General features: G+C 43.4%; 11 protein-coding genes and 3 tRNA genes. 3 read left to right on the top strand and 11 right to left on the bottom strand.

Translation table 11 applies throughout. The features are described 5' to 3' along the window. Nucleotides 1–545: 545 nt before the first annotated feature. From ACFQ1G_RS13010 to ACFQ1G_RS12965, 10 genes are all read right to left on the bottom strand, one after another. Nucleotides 546–620: transfer RNA gene (locus ACFQ1G_RS13010), tRNA-Val, on the bottom strand. 65 nt (nt 621–685) lie between these two features. Continuing rightward, nucleotides 686–760, bottom strand: a tRNA-Val gene (locus ACFQ1G_RS13005). 62 nt (nt 761–822) lie between these two features. Further along, nucleotides 823–897: transfer RNA gene (locus tag ACFQ1G_RS13000), tRNA-Val, on the bottom strand. A gap of 108 nt (nt 898–1,005) precedes the next feature. Then, nucleotides 1,006–2,223, bottom strand: a complete 1,218-nt coding sequence (locus ACFQ1G_RS12995; RefSeq protein WP_380740221.1) for a bifunctional folylpolyglutamate synthase/dihydrofolate synthase — start codon at nt 2,221–2,223, stop codon at nt 1,006–1,008. Between the two features lie 4 nt (nt 2,224–2,227). Next, complete coding sequence (locus tag ACFQ1G_RS12990) at nt 2,228–3,046, bottom strand: energy transducer TonB (protein WP_380740219.1); 819 nt, start codon at nt 3,044–3,046, stop codon at nt 2,228–2,230. A 70-nt stretch (nt 3,047–3,116) separates the two neighbouring features. Continuing rightward, nucleotides 3,117–3,509: an ExbD/TolR family protein gene (locus ACFQ1G_RS12985; RefSeq protein ID WP_380740218.1), complete on the bottom strand. Its 393-nt coding sequence runs from the start codon at nt 3,507–3,509 to the stop codon at nt 3,117–3,119. A gap of 1 nt (nt 3,510) precedes the next feature. Continuing rightward, nucleotides 3,511–4,212 carry a MotA/TolQ/ExbB proton channel family protein gene (locus tag ACFQ1G_RS12980; protein ID WP_380740216.1) on the bottom strand — a complete coding sequence of 234 codons (702 nt, stop codon included), beginning with the start codon at nt 4,210–4,212 and terminating at the stop codon, nt 3,511–3,513. Nucleotides 4,213–4,315: 103 nt separating this feature from the next. Further along, complete coding sequence (gene nhaD, locus ACFQ1G_RS12975) at nt 4,316–5,695, bottom strand: sodium:proton antiporter NhaD (RefSeq protein ID WP_380740214.1); 1,380 nt, start codon at nt 5,693–5,695, stop codon at nt 4,316–4,318. Between the two features lie 12 nt (nt 5,696–5,707). Next, entirely contained in the window at nt 5,708–6,934 is a 1,227-nt protein-coding gene (locus ACFQ1G_RS12970) for a Glu/Leu/Phe/Val dehydrogenase dimerization domain-containing protein (RefSeq protein ID WP_380740212.1), read from the bottom strand. 66 nt (nt 6,935–7,000) lie between these two features. Next, nucleotides 7,001–8,062: an anhydro-N-acetylmuramic acid kinase gene (locus ACFQ1G_RS12965; RefSeq protein ID WP_380740210.1), complete on the bottom strand. Its 1,062-nt coding sequence runs from the start codon at nt 8,060–8,062 to the stop codon at nt 7,001–7,003. A 92-nt stretch (nt 8,063–8,154) separates the two neighbouring features. Between ACFQ1G_RS12965 and ACFQ1G_RS12960 the strand changes: the two genes are divergently transcribed. The 3 genes from ACFQ1G_RS12960 (at nt 8,155) to ACFQ1G_RS12950 (ending at nt 15,518) form a co-directional block, all read left to right on the top strand. Continuing rightward, nucleotides 8,155–9,297, top strand: coding sequence for an acyl-CoA dehydrogenase (locus ACFQ1G_RS12960; RefSeq protein ID WP_380740208.1), 1,143 nt, complete (start codon nt 8,155–8,157; stop codon nt 9,295–9,297). A gap of 237 nt (nt 9,298–9,534) precedes the next feature. Continuing rightward, nucleotides 9,535–14,058, top strand: coding sequence for a glutamate synthase large subunit (gene gltB, locus ACFQ1G_RS12955; protein ID WP_380740206.1), 4,524 nt, complete (start codon nt 9,535–9,537; stop codon nt 14,056–14,058). A 2-nt stretch (nt 14,059–14,060) separates the two neighbouring features. Further along, on the top strand, nt 14,061–15,518 hold the full coding sequence (locus ACFQ1G_RS12950) for a glutamate synthase subunit beta (RefSeq protein WP_380740204.1): 1,458 nt from the start codon (nt 14,061–14,063) through the stop codon (nt 15,516–15,518). A gap of 82 nt (nt 15,519–15,600) precedes the next feature. Here ACFQ1G_RS12950 and ACFQ1G_RS12945 read toward each other — a convergent pair. After that, on the bottom strand, nt 15,601–18,249 hold a 2,649-nt coding region (locus ACFQ1G_RS12945), incomplete at its 5' end, for a T9SS type A sorting domain-containing protein (RefSeq protein ID WP_380740202.1).

The raw sequence follows: 18,249 nt of genomic DNA, 5'->3' as shown, positions 1-18,249 counted from the left end.
TACATTTGTCGCCAGATAAACGTCCCATTGTTATCGACGAAAAAATACATTAAGAGCAAAATACCGCTATTTTAAAAAGATTGTAAGCCTCCGTAAAAGATTACGACTAATACTCTTTTGTCAAAAAACTATAGCTGGTAACGCTACATGTATGCCAAATTGGTGAAACTGCCATTTTGGCTTTTTTTTGGTTTTTCCTACCTGTATGTTATAGAAACTTTAAATCCTGTCAGTATATGTTAAGATTTTTCTGACAGATGACAGTATTCTATTCTTTTTGTCAGTATGAATTTATAAATAAGAATGAAGTGTATTTTGGGCTCACCTGCCCTTATGAAGAAATTCTGGACAACATTTTTCAGGAATCACCAATAAACTTATCCCGCCCCTTATTACACCTCTAAAACCAAAAAAGCCCTATAAGATGAATACTTACAAGACTTTATAAAATTAATTTGTGGGTGATACTGTCCGATAGTTATCGGGAGAATTAGTGACCACTAATAGAATACAATAAAAAAGCCTCCAAATTGGAGGCTTTTTTGTGGGTGATACTGGGTTCGAACCAGTGACCCCTACCTTGTCGAGGTAGTGCTCTGAACCAGCTGAGCTAATCACCCTCTAAAAATCAAATATCGCAAATTTAATCAAAAAAGACCTCCTGAAAGGGAAGTCTTAATTTTTGTGGGCAATGAGGGATTCGAACCCCCGACCCCCTCGGTGTAAACGAGGTGCTCTGAACCAACTGAGCTAATTGCCCTTCTAAGGTTATGTACTAAAAATTTAATCAAAAAAGGCCTCCAGAAAGGAAGCCTTTTTTTGTGGGCAATGAGGGATTCGAACCCCCGACCCCCTCGGTGTAAACGAGGTGCTCTGAACCAACTGAGCTAATTGCCCTACATTAAATTTTTGAACTTTCGCATTTTTTGAGAGAATGTCTCTCTCTGAATGCGGATGCAAATATAGACTACATTTTCATTTCTGCAAAGAATAAAATCAAAAAAATCAAATAATTTCTGCCACCGTAAAAGTACTACCTCCAACATAGATCACATCACCTTGCGATGCCAGACCTAACGCGGCTTCATAAGCATCTGAAACCGAATCATATGCTCGACCAAAAAGACCACAATCTTCGGCTTTCTCTTTCAAAATGCCTGCTTCCAAACCTCTTGGAATATTAGGCCGACAGAAGAAATATTTAGCATTTTTAGGGAAAAGTGGTAAAACCGCGTCCAGATCTTTGTCATTAACAACCCCAAGAACCAGGAAAAGCTGCCTGTAAGATTCCTGAAGCAATTGCGCCATGGCATAGTGCAATCCTTCTTTATTATGGGCCGTATCACATATTACTTTGGGGTTATCTCTCAAAACTTCCCAACGGCCTCTTAAACCGGTATTCTCAACTACATTTTTGAGCCCCAGTTCTACTTTCTCTTCGGGTAAATTCCAATTAAGGTTCCGGAGAACTTCTAAGGCAGATGAAACAGTCCTGACATTCTTTTGCTGATACGCTCCCTTAAGATCTGTTTGAAATAACCTTCCGGTGTAATCTTCAGCCAGAAATAAAGGAGCACCAAGATCTTTTGCAATCTTATCAAAAACCGGGCATGTCTCCTCCTGGTATTCTCCTATGACCACAGGAACTTCTTTTTTAATGATCCCGCCTTTTTCCGAAGCGATGACCTCAAGCGAATTTCCAAGAATTGCAGTGTGGTCTAAACCAATATTGGTGATCACAGAAATTTCCGGAGTAATGATATTAGTAGAATCAAGTCGGCCGCCCAACCCCACTTCAATAACCGCTATATCAACCTGCTCTTCAGAAAAATACTGGAAGGCCATACCTACTGTCATTTCAAAAAAGGATAACTGGTTGGCTTCAAAAAAAGTTTTATTATCAGCGATAAACTTAACGACAGAATTCTCACCGATCTCCTTGCCGTTGATCTTGATCCGTTCCCTGAAATCCTTCAAATGCGGTGAAGTGTATAATCCCACTTTGTAACCGCTTTCCTGAAGAACAGAAGCCAGCATATGAGAAACAGAGCCCTTACCGTTAGTACCGGCAACATGAATAGTCTTAAAATTATGCTGTGGCTCCTGTAGATGAGCAGATAGTTTTTTAATATTTGAAAGATCGACCTTGTAGGCCTTGCTACCCACCTGTTGGTACATGGGTAACTGCCGGAACATCCAGTCAACAGTTTCCTGATAGTTCATCAAGTTATTCTGAAAGTTTAAAATTATAGATAATGGTTCCTACCTGTTTTGCAGGAGCATTAGCATCGCTGTTGAAACGGGTAGCCAGGGCGGCTCTTTTTGCAGGATCCATTAAACAGGCGGCATTATTGTTAGTACCCTTTACTCCGGGTACAGCGCGCACGACTCGTCCGGAGCGGTCAACTTCAATTTGAACCACCACTACCCCGGCCTCATTACAATCCTGCACGAATTTCTCTTTATTCAGGGCCTTTCTTCCTCCCAGCCTGTAGTTACCGTCACCGTCAATTCCCATACCAGACCCGTAATAAGATTTGGCATTAGGATCACCATCGGGACTTCCTTTATCACCTGCCAGTTGATCATCTCCTTCCCCGCCGGATGCTTTCCCGTCACTCTCAGGACCGTTTAAGATACTACTTAAAGCATCGGTAGTGGATTTGTCTGGTTTTGGATCAGGCTTTTTAGCAGGTTCCTCGATCTTCTTTACCGGTTTCTCAGTTTTCTGAACTACCGGGTCTTCCTTTTTCTTTTCAACCACCGGAGCCTCTTCCACCTCCTGAGTTACCACTTCCTCTTTGATCGCTGTTTCAACAGGCGTTACTTCAGAACTGGTCTTTTGAGGAGCGGCTTTTATCTTCTCGACAGGCTGTTCTACGCCTGAACCAACATCTGATGTACCGAAATTAATGGCGATCCCGCTTTCTGGTGGCGGATCCAGATAGGTGAACCCGAAGAATAGCAATAGAAGTATCAGCAATACGTGGATGACCACAGTTATTGCGAAAGACTTTTTCTCATGCTTTGTTTCCAGTAATTTCACCTGATTGATTTTCTAAAGTTGTAGTAGCAAACTTGGTTCCACTTTTAGCAGTGACGTCTAAAAGGGCAAATTATTCGGGCTTTACCGCCAGAACGATCTTGTACTTGTTTCGGTTGGCAATATCCATCACATTCACGGCCTTTTCAATTGGCACGCCTTCTTCAGCTCTGAGAATGATCGTAGGATCTTCCACGCCCGATAATTCGGCTTTCAGCCTTCTTTCCAGGGCGCTATTGCTCACTCGTTCCTTGTTAATATAGATCTGCAGGTCTTTGGTTATGCTTACTGAAATATTCTGCTTTGTGGTGGTCTTACCTTTCGCCTTTGGGAGGATAAGATCTAAAGCTTCCGGGGTGATCGCCGGAGAAGTAAGCATAAAGAAGATCAATAGAAGGAATACAATATCGGTCATGGAACTCATGCTGAATTCCGGACTGATCTTATTTCTACCTCTTAAATTCATATTATGCAGGTTCGTTTAGAAGATCAAGGAAATCTACAGCGGTCGCCTCCATCTGGTGTACGACCTTATCTGTTTTCACCACCAGGTGGTTATAGCCAATATAAGCGATTATACCCACGATCAACCCGGCAACCGTAGTTGTCATAGCCGTATAGATACCTTCAGCCAAAGCTCCCATTTCTGCCTGTCCACTACTCGTAGCCAGTTCATGGAATGCGATCACCATCCCGATCACCGTTCCAAGGAACCCGATCATTGGGGCAGCTCCTGCAATTGTAGCAAGGATACTTACATTCTTTTCAAGTTTATATACTTCCAGACGGCCGGCGTTCTCGATAGCCGTATTAATATCTTCAAGAGGACTCCCTATTCGGTCAAGACCTTTCGCGGTTAGCCTGGCTACAGGAGAATTTGCCTGTGCGCAACGAATACGCGCAGATTCGATATTTCCGTTTACGACGCTATCCTTGATCTGATTCATGAAATTACTATCAGTTTCCGAAGCAGCTTTAATGGCAAAAAGCCTTTCGAAGTAAATATAGACCGCCGCAAAAAGTAAAATGAATAAAATTCCGATTATAATTTGCCCACCGACTCCGCCGCTGAGAAACAAATCAAATAAAGAAAGGGTTTTTTCTTCCACTATAGGTTCTGCATCCTGTGCTGCCTGAGCAAGACCATCTTCCTGAAAAAAGTATAGCATGTGTTCGATTTAGGTTTTTTAATGTAACGCAAGATTACGAATATAATTGTAAAGATACTCAGGCCTGGAAATTATCCAATTAATCAGGGAGAATAAATTGCGGTTACTGAAAAAAGAAAACGTTCAGCATGAAGCTAATGGCTCCCGACAGAAAACCTATCATTGCCAATGGTCCGATATTCTTAAGATACCACATGAATTTGATCTTTTCCATACCCATGGCAGCCACGCCAGCGGCCGATCCAATTACCAGGAGACTACCTCCAGTTCCTGCACTATAGGCAATAAAATGCCATATATGGTTATCTACCGGGAAGTCATACATTCCCATGGCAGCCGCAACCAACGGCACATTATCAACAACCGCAGATAAGATCCCAAGGATAACGACGATCAAGTCCATATTTGGAATGGCCAGTGACAGAGAGTGAGCGGCATATAGTAAAGCACCTGATTGCTGCCCTGCAATAGATCCTACCACCATGCTTTCCAGGGCAGCTACCGCCAGCAATATTCCGAGGAAAAACAGGATACTTGAAAATTCAATTTTTGAAAGGGCTTTTGTCGTGGAATACAGATATTTATCATTCGTACTTAAGTTCTTTACCGGTCTAACATATTCTGAAACCAGCCAAACAAAACCTAAACTGAACAACATTCCAACATAAGGAGGCAAACCTGTTACCACCTTGAATACAGGTACAAACAAAATAGCGCCAAGCCCTGTATACAGCATTTTTTTACTGCTCAATAATCGCTGAGTCTCATCATCCAGTAAAACCTTAGTTTTCAATACAGTTTCTCCTCTGAAGGCTTTTAATCGGGAGCCTAATACAAATGGTATCACAAAACAAATGACAGCCGGAAGAATTACATGTTCAGAAAGGCCGGAAGTTGTCACCTTGTTATTGATCCAAAGCATGGTGGTGGTCACATCACCAATAGGGGACCAGGCACCCCCGGCATTAGCAGCGATAACTATCATAGCGGCAAACCAAACCCTATAATCTCTTTTTGGAACCAATTTTCTCAACAAGGTTACCAGAATAATGGTTGCGGTCAAATTATCTATGATCGCTGACAGCACAAAAGCCAGTAAGCCCAGTATCCAGAGTAATTTTACTTTATTAGTGGTAGTAATTGCCTTTTTCAGGATCCCGAAACCGCGATGAAGATCTACGATCTCCACTATAGTCATGGCTCCAATAAGAAAAAAAAGGATCTCACTGATACTGCTGAAATGATGCATGAGATTGGCTTTAAAACCCAGCTGTTGTATAGCCGGGTTTTCGCCATTAATATTGAAGATATCCCCGTGGGTGTTCATGACTGAAAGCCAGCCCTGGTGAAATCCGTAAGAAAGAAAGGCCCACATAATCGTGGCCATTAAAAGTGCTGATACCGCTTTATCAAGTTTTAAAGGGTGCTCCAGGGTTATCAACAGATACCCCAGGAAAAAGGTAACTATGATGATGGGGATCATGACAGATTCATTTTACACTAGTTTTTTTAGTGCTATTTCAAAAGCTGTTCGGCTAATGTTCGTCTTATCGCTGTTCCTGTCATGCACATTCTCAATCGCCTTTTTAATGATCTCTGAAGTATCCTTAAAAATAGCCTCGTCTGTCATTTGTACTCTGCGCTCCATGAAGTACGCGAATACACGGGCCATTCCGCAGTTAGATATAAAATCAGGGATAAGGCTTACCCGCTCATCTGTATATTCCATGATCGGCCCGAAGAAGATCTCTTTATCAGCAAACGGAACGTTTGCCCCGCAAGAGATCACTTCCAGTTTAGTTTCGATCATTCTAGTGATCTGGTCTTTGGTGATCAATCTTGAAGCGGCACAAGGAGCGAAGATCTCCGCTTCCAGTTCCCATATCTTTTCATTGATCTCATCAAAAGGGATCATTTTATCACTCACTAAAGTATTCCCATCCTTATTAAGGAACAGGTCTCTGATTTCTTCAAAAGAAAAACCGTCTTTATTGATAAGTCCGCCATCCCTGTCAATAATACCAACAACCTTGGCTCCCATTTGAGCCAGGTAATAAGCTGCAGCAGAACCAACATTTCCAAAACCTTGCACGATGGCTCTTTTACCTTTTACATCACCGCCGTAGATATCATAATAATGTCTTACAGCTTCCGCTACTCCATACCCGGTGATCATATCGGCAACGGTATATTTTCTGGAAACATCAGGCGAGAAAGTACTGTTTTCAAGCACCTTTATAACGCCCTGTCTCAGCTGACCAATTCTGTTGATCTTATCTGCTTCGGTTGGTTTGAAATGACCGTTAAAGACACCTTCCTGCGGATGCCATACTCCGGAATCTTCAGTAATAGGAATTACTTCATGGATCTCATCAACGTTCAGGTCTCCACCTGTTCCGTAGTAACTTTTCAGAAGTGGGGAAACGGCTTTATACCAACGTTCCAAAACGCCTTTTTTACGAGGGTCATTAGGATCGAAGTTAATTCCAGATTTCGCTCCTCCAATGGCAGGACCCGAAACAGTAAACTTCACTTCCATGGTTTTGGCCAGTGAAAGTACTTCGTTCATATCCAGACCTTTTCTCATTCTGGTACCACCCCCGGCAGCACCTCCTCGAAGGGAATTAATTACTGTCCACCCTTCCGCATCAGTTTCAGGATCTTTCCAATTAAATACAATTTCAGGGGCCTTATTTTGATATAAATTCAATAAATCTTTCATAATACTATTAAAAATTGATACAAATATAAAAAACTAAACTTCGTAAAACTTGATTTTGATCATGATTTAAGGATTAAAAACCACTCCCGAGGAATGATCTTTTGAAGCTCCTGTCACAGAGCTCAAAACATTATTTTCCCCTCTTAATTTCAGCACTCCCAAAAATGCGAAAATCAGGGCTTCTTTAAAATCGATAACTTCTACGGAAGGAATTACCACCTCGACCTTAGTCCTCTTTTCTATCTCATTGATCAGAAAATCATTGAAAGCGCCTCCGCCGGTGACCAACACTTTTGCCGAAGCATCTCCTTTTAGCTCCCTGGCAATTTGCATGGCGGCATGTTCTGTATACGTGCGTAAAGCCGAAGCTACAGATGCGACATCTTCAAAAAAGGGAAGTATGTTCTTATTTACCCATTCTATCCCCAGGGATTTGGGAGGTGCCTGATCGTAAAAAGGCAAAGAATTCAGCTTTTCCAGGAGTCCGGTCTCCACTTTTCCCGAAGCAGCAATCTGACCACCCTTGTCATAAGGCAGTTCAAGTTTGGCCGACAGATAATTCATAACCGTATTCACAGCGCAGATATCATAAGCCAGCCGCTTTCCATCTCTATTAGTAGAAACATTGGCGAACCCGCCCAAATTCAGGCAGTAATCATATTCCGAAAATAACAATTCATCACCTATAGGTACCAAAGGAGCGCCTTGCCCGCCTAACTGAACATCCTGAACCCTGAAGTCACAAACCACAGTTTGCCCTAACAATTTTGCCAGCTTCGGAAGATTTCCGATCTGTAAGGTGAATCCGTTTTCAGGTTCATGCTTGATCGTATGTCCATGACTGCAGACGGCATCCAGTTCAGTAATCTCATGCTTCCGAAGAAAGCTATAGATCACATCGGCCAAATATGAGGTGTAGTCTTCGTTAAAATCCAGCAATCGCAGATCATTATAATGAAGTGCTTCTGAAAGCCTTTTTTGCCATTCAGTCTCATATTCAATGGTTTCCCCTACTAAAATCTCATAAGTCCAATTATCATCTTTCTGAAATTTTACATGTACCAAATCGATACCATCCAGCGAGGTTCCAGACATTACTCCTAAAACGTTGTAGTAATTTTTAATCATCACGGTAAAAATAAGTTACTTAATTGAAAAATTGGCCTCAAAACGGTATATTTGCACACGAAAATTGAATATTTTTTAAACTAACATACCGAATGGATTTTAAGCTAACAGAGGAGCATATAATGATACGTGACGCGGCACGTGACTTCGCAAAAAATGAATTACTTCCCGGCGTAATAGAAAGAGACGAAAAACAGGAATTTCCAAAGGAGCAGATCAAAAAGATGGGCGAACTTGGTTTCCTTGGAATGATGGTTTCACCCGAGTACGGTGGTGGCGGAATGGATACCGTTTCTTATGTACTGGCCATGGAAGAGATCTCAAAAATAGATGCTTCGGCTTCTGTTGTGATGTCTGTGAACAATTCATTGGTATGCTGGGGACTTGAGAAATTCGGAACTGAAGAACAAAAACAAAAATACCTTACCAAACTGGCTACCGGTGAATCTATAGGTGCTTTTTGTCTTTCTGAACCGGAAGCAGGAAGTGACGCAACCTCTCAAAAGACAACCGCTATTGAGAAGGATGACCACTACGTTCTTAATGGAACCAAAAACTGGATCACCAATGGAAGCACTGCAGATTTCTACCTTGTGATCGCTCAGACAGACAGGGAGAAAAAACATAAAGGCATCAACGCTTTTATCGTTGAAAAAGGATGGGAAGGCTTTGAGATCGGACCAAAAGAGCAAAAACTTGGAATCCGCGGTAGTGATACACATTCTTTGAACTTCAACGATGTAAAAGTTCCAAAGGAGAACAGGATCGGGGAAGACGGTTTCGGATTCAAGTTCGCCATGAAGACCCTTTCAGGAGGACGTATCGGGATCGCAGCCCAGGCACTTGGAATCGCTGCCGGAGCTTATGAACTGGCCAAAGAATACTCTAAGGTGAGAAAAGCTTTCGGTACAGAGATCATGAACCACCAGGCTATCGCTTTTAAACTGGCAGATATGCACACTTCTATTGAAGCTTCAAGACACCTTGTAATGAAAGCTGCCTGTGACAAGGACAATGGTGAGAACTACGACCTTTCAGGGGCAATGGCGAAACTGTTCGCTTCTCAAACCGCTATGGATGTCACTGTTGAAGCAGTACAGGTACATGGTGGAAACGGATATGTAAAAGAGTACCATGTTGAGCGATTGATGAGAGACGCGAAGATCACCCAGATATACGAAGGAACTTCAGAGATCCAAAAGATCGTTATCTCCAGAAGTATATTGAGAGACTAATTTTTCAGAAAAAATACTTTCAGAAAGTCCGGCTTTAACAAGTCGGACTTTTTTATTTCTCCTGTTTTTTGGAATTGTAAAATTCCCAGTATTAAGCAGTAAAAATATCAAATTGAAAATTATATCAGTTTTAAATCATATTATTGAATTTTTTGCATAAAAACAGCTATTTCACTTCTATTTAATCATCAAAAAGGCTATTTTACCAGCAATAAGAATGAATAATTAAAGTGAAATATGCCGAAAAAACAACAGGGGCTTTACCATCCCGAATTTGAACGTGATAATTGTGGCGCAGGATTTATTTGCAATTTAAAAGGTAAAAGAACAAATGATATAATTCACAAGGCACTTGATATCCTTGTGAGATTAGAGCACAGGGGAGCAGTAAGTGCCGATGGAAGAACCGGAGATGGAGCAGGTATTTTAATTGAAATTCCTCACGCCTTTTTTAAAAAGAAATGTGGTTTTAATATTCCCGCGCCCAAAGAATATGCCGTAGGAATGATTTTTCTGCCTCCTTCCATGAATCAACGGCAACTTATACAGCAGGAATTTGAAAAACAGATTCTGAGGCAAGGGTTGGAAATATTGGGTTGGAGAGAGGTTCCCACTGAGGATTCCTGCCTGGGAAGTGTCGCCGCTCGCAGTGAACCAAACGTACAACAGATCTTTATTGGCAAAGGGGAAAATATTTCTGAAAAAGAATTCAATGCCCGTCTATTTGCCGCAAGAAAGATCGCAGAACATAAGATCAGGAGATCGGAACTTTCGGAAGCTAATTCCTTTTATGTTCCCAGCTTATCAACTACCACTCTTATCTATAAAGGGCTTCTGATGCCCGAAGACATCAACAAGTATTATCTAGACCTGAATGACCCGGAACTGGTTACCAAGCTTGCCCTGGTACATCAGCGATTTTCAACCAATACCTTTCCAAGCTGGGATCTCGCCCAACCCTTCAGATATATGTGTCATAATGGAGAGATCAATACACTTCGAGGAAATCTAAGCAGAATGAAGGCTAGAGAGGAACTCTTTAAAAGTGAACTTTTTGGAGACTTCATGGAAGAACTTCTTCCTATTGCAGCGGAAGGAAAATCAGATTCCGCTTCTATGGATATTGTCCTGGAACTACTGCTTCATACCGGACGCTCACTTCCGGAGGCTATCATGATGATGGTGCCTGAGGCCTGGGAGAAGAACCCCTTGATGCCTGAAGACAAAAAGGCCTTTTATGAATATAACTCCTGTATCATGGAGCCGTGGGATGGACCTGCCTCTATACCTTTTACAGACGGGCATTACATAGGGGCCCTTTTGGACCGGAATGGTCTGCGCCCTTCCAGGTATACGGTTACCAAGGACGGATACGTGGTGATGGCTTCGGAAACCGGAGTCGTTGAGATAGCGCCCGAAAATGTAGAGAGACACGGGCGGCTGGAACCGGGAAGAATGTTCCTTGTAGATATGAACGAGGGAAGGATCATAGAAGACAAGGAAGTTAAAAACAAAATAGTTTCAGAAAGACCTTATAAAAAATGGCTTGATAAAAATTTACTTCCTCTGGCAGATGTTTCCTATACAGGAAACAAGACCCCTGTGGAAAAAGTAGACTTCAAGACCCGGCAAAAATTATTTGGATATACCCTTGAAGATATCAGCACGATCATAAGCCCAATGGCTTCCCAGGCTAAGGAAGCTATCGGCTCTATGGGCGCGGATATTCCTCTGGCAGTACTATCAGACAGGCCACAGTTACTTTTTAATTACTTCAAACAATTGTTCGCGCAGGTAACCAACCCCCCACTTGATGGGATTCGAGAGGAAATCGTTACCGATATCAGCCTTTCCCTTGGGGAGGACAGAAATCTTTTCACAATCACCCCTGAGCATAGCAAGCGGTTATTGATACAGAATCCGGTTATTTCTAACGAGGATCTTGACAAGATCAAATATATTGACAAGCCGGGGTTTAAATCGGTTAGTATTTCAATGCTTTACGAAGCCGAAAAAGGAGTGAACGGTTTGGAAGAGCGCCTCGAAGCAATGATAACCGAGATCAACAAAGCAATTGATGATGCTTGTAACGTTATTATCCTTTCAGACAGGAATATTAATTCCAAATTAGCTCCCATTCCTTCCGTTCTCGCTTGCAGCTTTGTGCATCACACCATGAGTAAGCAAAAGCGCAGGTCATCCTTTGATATTGTAGTTGAATCTGCAGAACCCAGGGAACCTCACCATTTTGCTCTCCTTTTTGGCTATGGAGCAAGCGCAATCAACCCATACATGGTCAATGAGATCATTTATGACCTGGTTGATAAAAAAGAACTTGAATTCAAAGACCCGGAAGAGGCCGTGCAGAACTTTAATACTGCCATTGGAAAGGGAATCCTTAAGATCATGAACAAGATCGGAATTTCAACGCTCCACTCTTACCGCGGTTCACAGATCTTTGAGATCCTGGGGCTCAATAAGAAATTCGTGGAAAAATATTTCACCGGTACGCCCACCAGGATTGAAGGAATTGGTCTTTATGAAATAGAGAAAGAAATACAAAAGAGATATAAAAAAGCCTTTAAAACTTCTGAAGAAGTTACAGGTCTTGACCTTGAAACCGGTGGTGATTATCGCTGGAGGAGAAACGGGGAACGGCATATGTTCAATCCCGGCACCGTTGCTAAACTTCAGCAGGCGGTAAAGCAGAACAATTTGAAATCATATCAGGAGTATTCTAAGCTCATCAATGAGCAAAGTGAAAACCTGATGACGCTAAGGGGGATGTTCAAGTTTCAGAACCTTGACCCGGTTCCTTTAGAAGAAGTGGAACCCTGGACCGAGATCGTAAAAAGGTTTAAAACCGGCGCCATGTCGTTTGGCTCTATTAGCAGAGAGGCTCATGAAAATCTGGCAATTGCGATGAATCGGATGAAAGGGAAAAGCAACTCCGGAGAAGGCGGCGAAGACCCCGATCGTTTCCACAAAAGTTCAGACGGGAACTGGAGGAACTCGGCAATAAAACAAGTGGCCTCCGGAAGGTTTGGGGTATCTATAGACTATTTGACAAATGCGCAGGAGATACAGATAAAGATGGCCCAGGGTGCAAAACCGGGCGAAGGTGGGCAACTACCTGGTTCAAAAGTAAATCCGGAGATCGCGAAAACCCGTAATTCTACGCCTTATGTAGGATTGATCTCCCCTCCTCCGCATCACGATATTTACTCCATTGAAGATCTTGCCCAACTTATCTTCGACCTTAAAAATGCCAACAGGGAAGCCCGCATCAACGTGAAGCTGGTTTCCAAGATTGGAGTTGGCACCATTGCCGCCGGGGTTGCGAAAGCTAAAGCCGATGTAGTACTGGTCTCAGGTTATGACGGCGGAACAGGAGCTTCTCCCCTCACCTCCTTACGGCATGCAGGACTGCCCTGGGAACTTGGAATAGCCGAAGTACAACAAACTTTATTGCTGAATGATCTTAGGAACAGGATCGTTGTAGAGTGCGATGGACAGCTAAAAACAGGACGCGATGTTGCGATCGCCTGTCTGCTGGGTGCTGAAGAATTTGGTTTTTCAACTGCTCCGCTTGTAGCCTCAGGATGTATTATGATGCGCGCATGCCATCTCAATACCTGTCCGGTAGGAATCGCCACCCAGGACCCCGAACTGCGGAAAAATTTCAAGGGTACTCCCGAACACGTGATCAACTTCATGTATTTCGTTGCCCAGGAATTGAGGCAGATCATGGCAGATCTTGGTTTCCGATCGGTCGATGAAATGGTAGGTCAAAGCCAGAAACTCAACATGAACCGTGCTATTGATCATTACAAAGCACAGGGCATTGATCTTTCAAACATCCTGTATCGACCAAAAGTAGCGAAAGACATGCCCCTGTATAATACCACCGCACAGAATCATCGCCTGGACGATGTGCTGGATTTTAAGATCCTGAAAGTGGCCCATCCGGCCATCTATCGAAAACAGCAAATGAGCCTGGATTTTCCAATTTCGAATGTGAATCGAACTACCGGTGCCGTGATAAGCAACGAGATCTCAAAGATCCACGGCGCTAAAGGCCTTCCGGAAAACACACTCACTTTGAATTTTACCGGGGCCGCAGGACAAAGCTTCGGTGCGTTTTCAACAAAAGGCCTCACCCTGAATGTGGTAGGAACCACCAATGATTATTTTGGAAAAGGATTAAGCGGCGCAACTCTTTCAGTCAGGAAACCGGAAACAGCGACTTTCAGATCCAATGAAAATATCATCATCGGGAATGTGGCTCTTTATGGTGCTACAAACGGAGAAGCCTTCATAAACGGAATCGGTGGAGAGCGCTTTTGCGTCCGTAATTCCGGAGCCAAGGCCGTCATAGAAGGAATTGGAGATCACGGCTGTGAATATATGACGGGTGGTATTGCCGTAATCCTCGGAAAGATCGGTCGCAACTTCGGTGCAGGAATGAGCGGCGGAATCGCTTATATCTACAACTCCAACAATGAACTGGACGATCGCAATTTCAATATGGAAATGATCGAACTTGAAAAACCTTCCGCAGAAGATCTGCATGAACTAAAAAGCCTCGTTAAAAGACATCAAAAATACACCAACAGTGACATTGCAAAAGAGATACTTAACGACTGGGAGAGCAAATCTTCAAAATTCGTAAAAGTAATGCCTGTGGAATACAAGAAGGCCCTGAAGATGCTGGAGGAAGAAAAAAGGAGCAATGAAGAAATGGAATTAAAAACAGCGTAAGAATGGACAAGTTAAAAGGATTTATAAAATATAAACGGAAAGAAGAAAAGACTGAACCGGTTTCAAAAAGGCTAAATGATTACAAAGAGTTTACCCAGGAAATGTCAAAGGAAGAGCTACAGGAGCAGGGAGCCCGTTGTATGGACTGCGGAATACCTTTTTGCCATAGCGGTTGCCCGTTAGGCAATCTTATTCCCGATTTTAATAATGCCGTTTACAAGAACGACTGGAAGAAAGCGCTGGATATTTTGCATTCCACCAATAATTTTCCGGAGTTTACCGGGAGACTTTGCCCCGCACCTTGTGAATCTGCCTGTGTCTTGGGAATCATAAAACCTCCTGTGGCCATTGAACTCATCGAAAAATATATTCCTGAACGCGGATTTAAGGAAGGATGGATCACACCTACCCCCCCGAAAACCCGGACCGGCAAAAAAGTCGCCGTGGTAGGATCGGGCCCTGCGGGACTCGCCGCGGCTCAACAACTCAACCGAGCCGGACATACTGTCACCGTTTTTGAAAGAGATCAAAAAATAGGAGGCTTATTGCGTTACGGTATACCCGATTTTAAAATGGAGAAACGCGTGATCGATCGCAGACTGGAAATTCTGGAAGAAGAAGGCATAGAGTTTAAGACAAATGTAAACGTAGGAGTGAATTATGAGGTTGAAAAACTGAAGAATTTTGATGCCGTAGTGCTTTGTGGCGGAGCAACCAGGAAAAGAGAACTCCCGATTCCCGGAGCTGAAAATAATGGGGTCGTACAGGCTATGGATTTCCTTAAAAGAAATAACCAGATAGTTGACGGACTCGCGGAGCCTGTTGCTGATTTAAATGCCAGGGATAAGCATGTGATCGTGATAGGAGGCGGAGACACTGGATCTGACTGTGTGGGTACTTCCAACAGACACGGGGCAAAATCTGTCACAAATTTTGAGATCATGCCCATGCCCTCGGAAACCCGAACAGACGCAAGTCCCTGGCCTTACTGGCCATTCACTCTAAAGACAACTTCTTCTCATGAAGAAGGTGTAGAACGAAACTGGAGCATTTCAACAAAAGAATTTATTACAGATAATGAAGGAAACCTGAAGGCTTTGAAAACCATTGAAGTCGAGTGGATCCAGGAAGAAGGAAGACCTCGTTTGCAAGAAATTGCTGGTACCGAGAAAGAGTGGCCATGTGATCTCGCACTTTTAGCGCTAGGTTTTACGGGTCCAGAAAAAACGTTGAGCGAAAAATTAGGATTAGAGGTAGATGAAAGGACTAATATTAAAGCTAAAAATAATTACCAGACCAATGTCCCTAATATCTTTACGGCCGGTGATATGCGGCGCGGACAATCGCTAATAGTGTGGGCGATATCTGAAGGGCGCGAGGCCGCAAGGAGTGTAGATGAATACCTGATGGGATCTACCGAACTGCCTACCAAAGGTGATGGAGACCTGCCGGAAGCCTAAAAAGTTTTAGATACTAACTTCTTGAGGAACTAAAAAAGCAGCCTTTTCAGGCTGCTTTCTTTTTTAGTGGTTAGTTAAAATCCTACTTTTTAGAGGAGACAATTTGTTCAACAAACGTTTCTCTATCTGTAGTTACTTTCAGGATATACATTTGATTCGCTTTCATCGCGAAGTCTACCTGAAGTTTGGTCACAGAACCTTTTGTGACATTTCTGTCGGTATAGGTTCTTAGGTGATTTCCTCTCATATTGAACACCTCGATAGTAACATCTGAAGTATAATCGAAATCATATTGCAGATTTACGGTTTCCTTGAACGGAACCGGGAATGTTTTCACTTTGGCAGAGGCAACTTTCGTATTGTTCTTACCATTGTTTCCATTTCCGTTATTTCCATTAGAAACAGTTTCACTATCATCACATTCAAACTCTGCTCCGTCGAAGGATTGACCTCCGTCGTTACCATTGAAGATAGTTCCACCATCAGTGCATTGACATAGCACTTCGCATGCTACCCCGTGCACGATGACGTAAACATCGCCTTCTGCAGCAACAGGACCAACTGTGTAGTTGTGAACACCACCACCGAGATCAGGATTGAATGGATACTGACCCGGAGCTACCGTTTCTTTTCCATTTTTCAAGGAAGGAACAGGCTCGCAACCAATATACACATGAGCTTCATTCAATACGTAATTAGATGCCATGTTGTATTCAACGGTTACATAACCGTCTTCATAGGTAATGGTCGCCGTTCCGGCAAATGAACCTTTACCAATCATACATTGTGCGGCGCCCGCATACAGGTCGAATGTAGTTGATCCACTATTTTCAGCGATCAAATGAGTCCAACCCCAACGACTGAATCCGTATTCGGAGAAGCAAGTGGCTGAATCTTCATCATAACCGAAGATAGTTTCACACTCACCAAGCAGTTCGAATTCGCGAACTACAGTGATGGTCTCTTCCGCTGAATTACCACAGTCATCGGTTACAGAGAACGTATATTCATAAGACTCGGAACATTCATCTGATCCTACCATTACCGGGTAAGCAATCAGGTCATCTCCGCCATCTGAACAATTGTCTGTCCAGGAAGCAGTCAGGCTTTCCGGTACTTCAGATTCACAGACGGTTTCAATCATAGGAGGAATAATGACGGGTGGAGTTTCATCAAACTCACGACTTACCGTCACGATCAGTTCTGAGTAATTTCCGCAGTCATCGGTTACACTAAAGGTGTAATCTCTGCTTTGGATACAACCATCGGTACTTACTTCGCCTCCACCATCGGAGTTAAGGTTTCCACTGGTCATTCCGCCAACACCGCAATTGTCTGTCCAGCTAGTGGTCAGATTTTCAGGCCATTCAGCATTACAATCCTCTAACATGTAGTCGTCGATCGGAGTCAAGGCTACAGGAGTCTCATCAAACTCACGGCTAACAGTCACAACCATTTCTGAGTAATTTCCGCAGTCATCGGTTACACTAAAGGTGTAATCTCTGCTTTGGATACAACCATCAGTACTTACTTCGCCTCCACCATCGGAGTCAAGGTTTCCACTGGTTTGTCCGCCTACACCGCAATTGTCTGTCCAGCTAGTGGTCAGGTTTGCAGGCCATTCAGCATTACAATCCTCTAACATGTAGTCGTCGATAGGAGTCAAGGCTACAGGAGTCTCATCAAACTCACGGCTTACTGTCACAACCATTTCTGAGTAATTTCCGCAGTCATCGGTTACACTAAAGGTGTAATCCCTGCTTTGGATACAACCATCGGTACTTACTTCGCCTCCACCATCGGAGTCAAGGTTTCCACTGGTTTGTCCGCCTACACCGCAATTGTCTGTCCAGCTAGTGGTCAGATTTGCAGGCCATTCAGCATTACAATCCTCTAACATGTAGTCGTCGATCGGAGTCAAGGCTACAGGAGTCTCATCAAACTCACGGCTTACTGTCACAACCATTTCTGAGTAATTTCCGCAGTCATCGGTTACACTAAAGGTGTAATCCCTGCTTTGGATACAACCATCGGTACTTACTTCGCCTCCACCATCGGAGTCAAGGTTTCCACTGGTTTGTCCGCCTACACCGCAATTGTCTGTCCAGCTAGTGGTCAGATTTGCAGGCCATTCAGCATTACAATCCTCTAACATGTAGTCGTCGATCGGAGTTAAGGCTACAGGAGTCTCATCAAACTCACGGCTAACAGTCACAACCATTTCTGAGTAATTACCGCAGTCATCGGTGACACTAAAGGTGTAATCCCTGCTTTGGATACAGCCATCGGTGGTTACTTCGCCTCCACCATCGGAGTCAAGGTTTCCACTGGTTTGTCCGCCTACACCGCAATTGTCTGTCCAGCTAGTGGTCAGGTTTGCAGGCCATTCAGCGTTACAATCCTCTAACATGTAGTCGTCGATCGGAGTTAAGGCTACAGGAGTTTCATCAAACTCACGGCTTACTGTCACGATCAGTTCTGAGTAATTTCCGCAGTCATCGGTGACACTAAAAGTGTAATCCCTTCTTTGGATACAGCCATCGGTGGTTACTTCGCCTCCACCATCGGAGTCAAGGTTTCCACTGGTCATTCCGCCTACACCGCAATTGTCTGTCCAGCTAGTGGTCAGAGTTGCAGGCCATTCAGCATTACAATCCTCTAACATGTAGTCATCGATCGGAGTCAAGGCTACAGGAGTTTCATCAAACTCACGGCTAACCGTCACGATCAG

The organism is Salinimicrobium gaetbulicola (assembly GCF_042676025.1).
GTDB classification, from domain to species: Bacteria; Bacteroidota; Bacteroidia; order Flavobacteriales; family Flavobacteriaceae; genus Salinimicrobium; species Salinimicrobium gaetbulicola.
Note: the sequence above shows the minus strand (reverse complement) of the source record. Positions and strands in the feature narration are given on the sequence as shown.

What these genes read in the sequence shown, in the direction of transcription:
- ACFQ1G_RS12995 (WP_380740221.1), bottom strand. Translation starts at nt 2,223, where the DNA reads ATGAACTATCAGGAAACTGTTGACTGGATGTTCCGGCAGTTACCCATG.
- ACFQ1G_RS12985 (WP_380740218.1), bottom strand. Translation starts at nt 3,509, where the DNA reads ATGAATTTAAGAGGTAGAAATAAGATCAGTCCGGAATTCAGCATGAGT.
- ACFQ1G_RS12980 (WP_380740216.1), bottom strand. Translation starts at nt 4,212, where the DNA reads ATGCTATACTTTTTTCAGGAAGATGGTCTTGCTCAGGCAGCACAGGAT.
- nhaD (WP_380740214.1), bottom strand. Translation starts at nt 5,695, where the DNA reads ATGATCCCCATCATCATAGTTACCTTTTTCCTGGGGTATCTGTTGATA.
- ACFQ1G_RS12970 (WP_380740212.1), bottom strand. Translation starts at nt 6,934, where the DNA reads ATGAAAGATTTATTGAATTTATATCAAAATAAGGCCCCTGAAATTGTA.
- ACFQ1G_RS12965 (WP_380740210.1), bottom strand. Translation starts at nt 8,062, where the DNA reads ATGATTAAAAATTACTACAACGTTTTAGGAGTAATGTCTGGAACCTCG.
- ACFQ1G_RS12960 (WP_380740208.1), top strand. Translation starts at nt 8,155, where the DNA reads ATGGATTTTAAGCTAACAGAGGAGCATATAATGATACGTGACGCGGCA.
- gltB (WP_380740206.1), top strand. Translation starts at nt 9,535, where the DNA reads ATGCCGAAAAAACAACAGGGGCTTTACCATCCCGAATTTGAACGTGAT.
- ACFQ1G_RS12950 (WP_380740204.1), top strand. Translation starts at nt 14,061, where the DNA reads ATGGACAAGTTAAAAGGATTTATAAAATATAAACGGAAAGAAGAAAAG.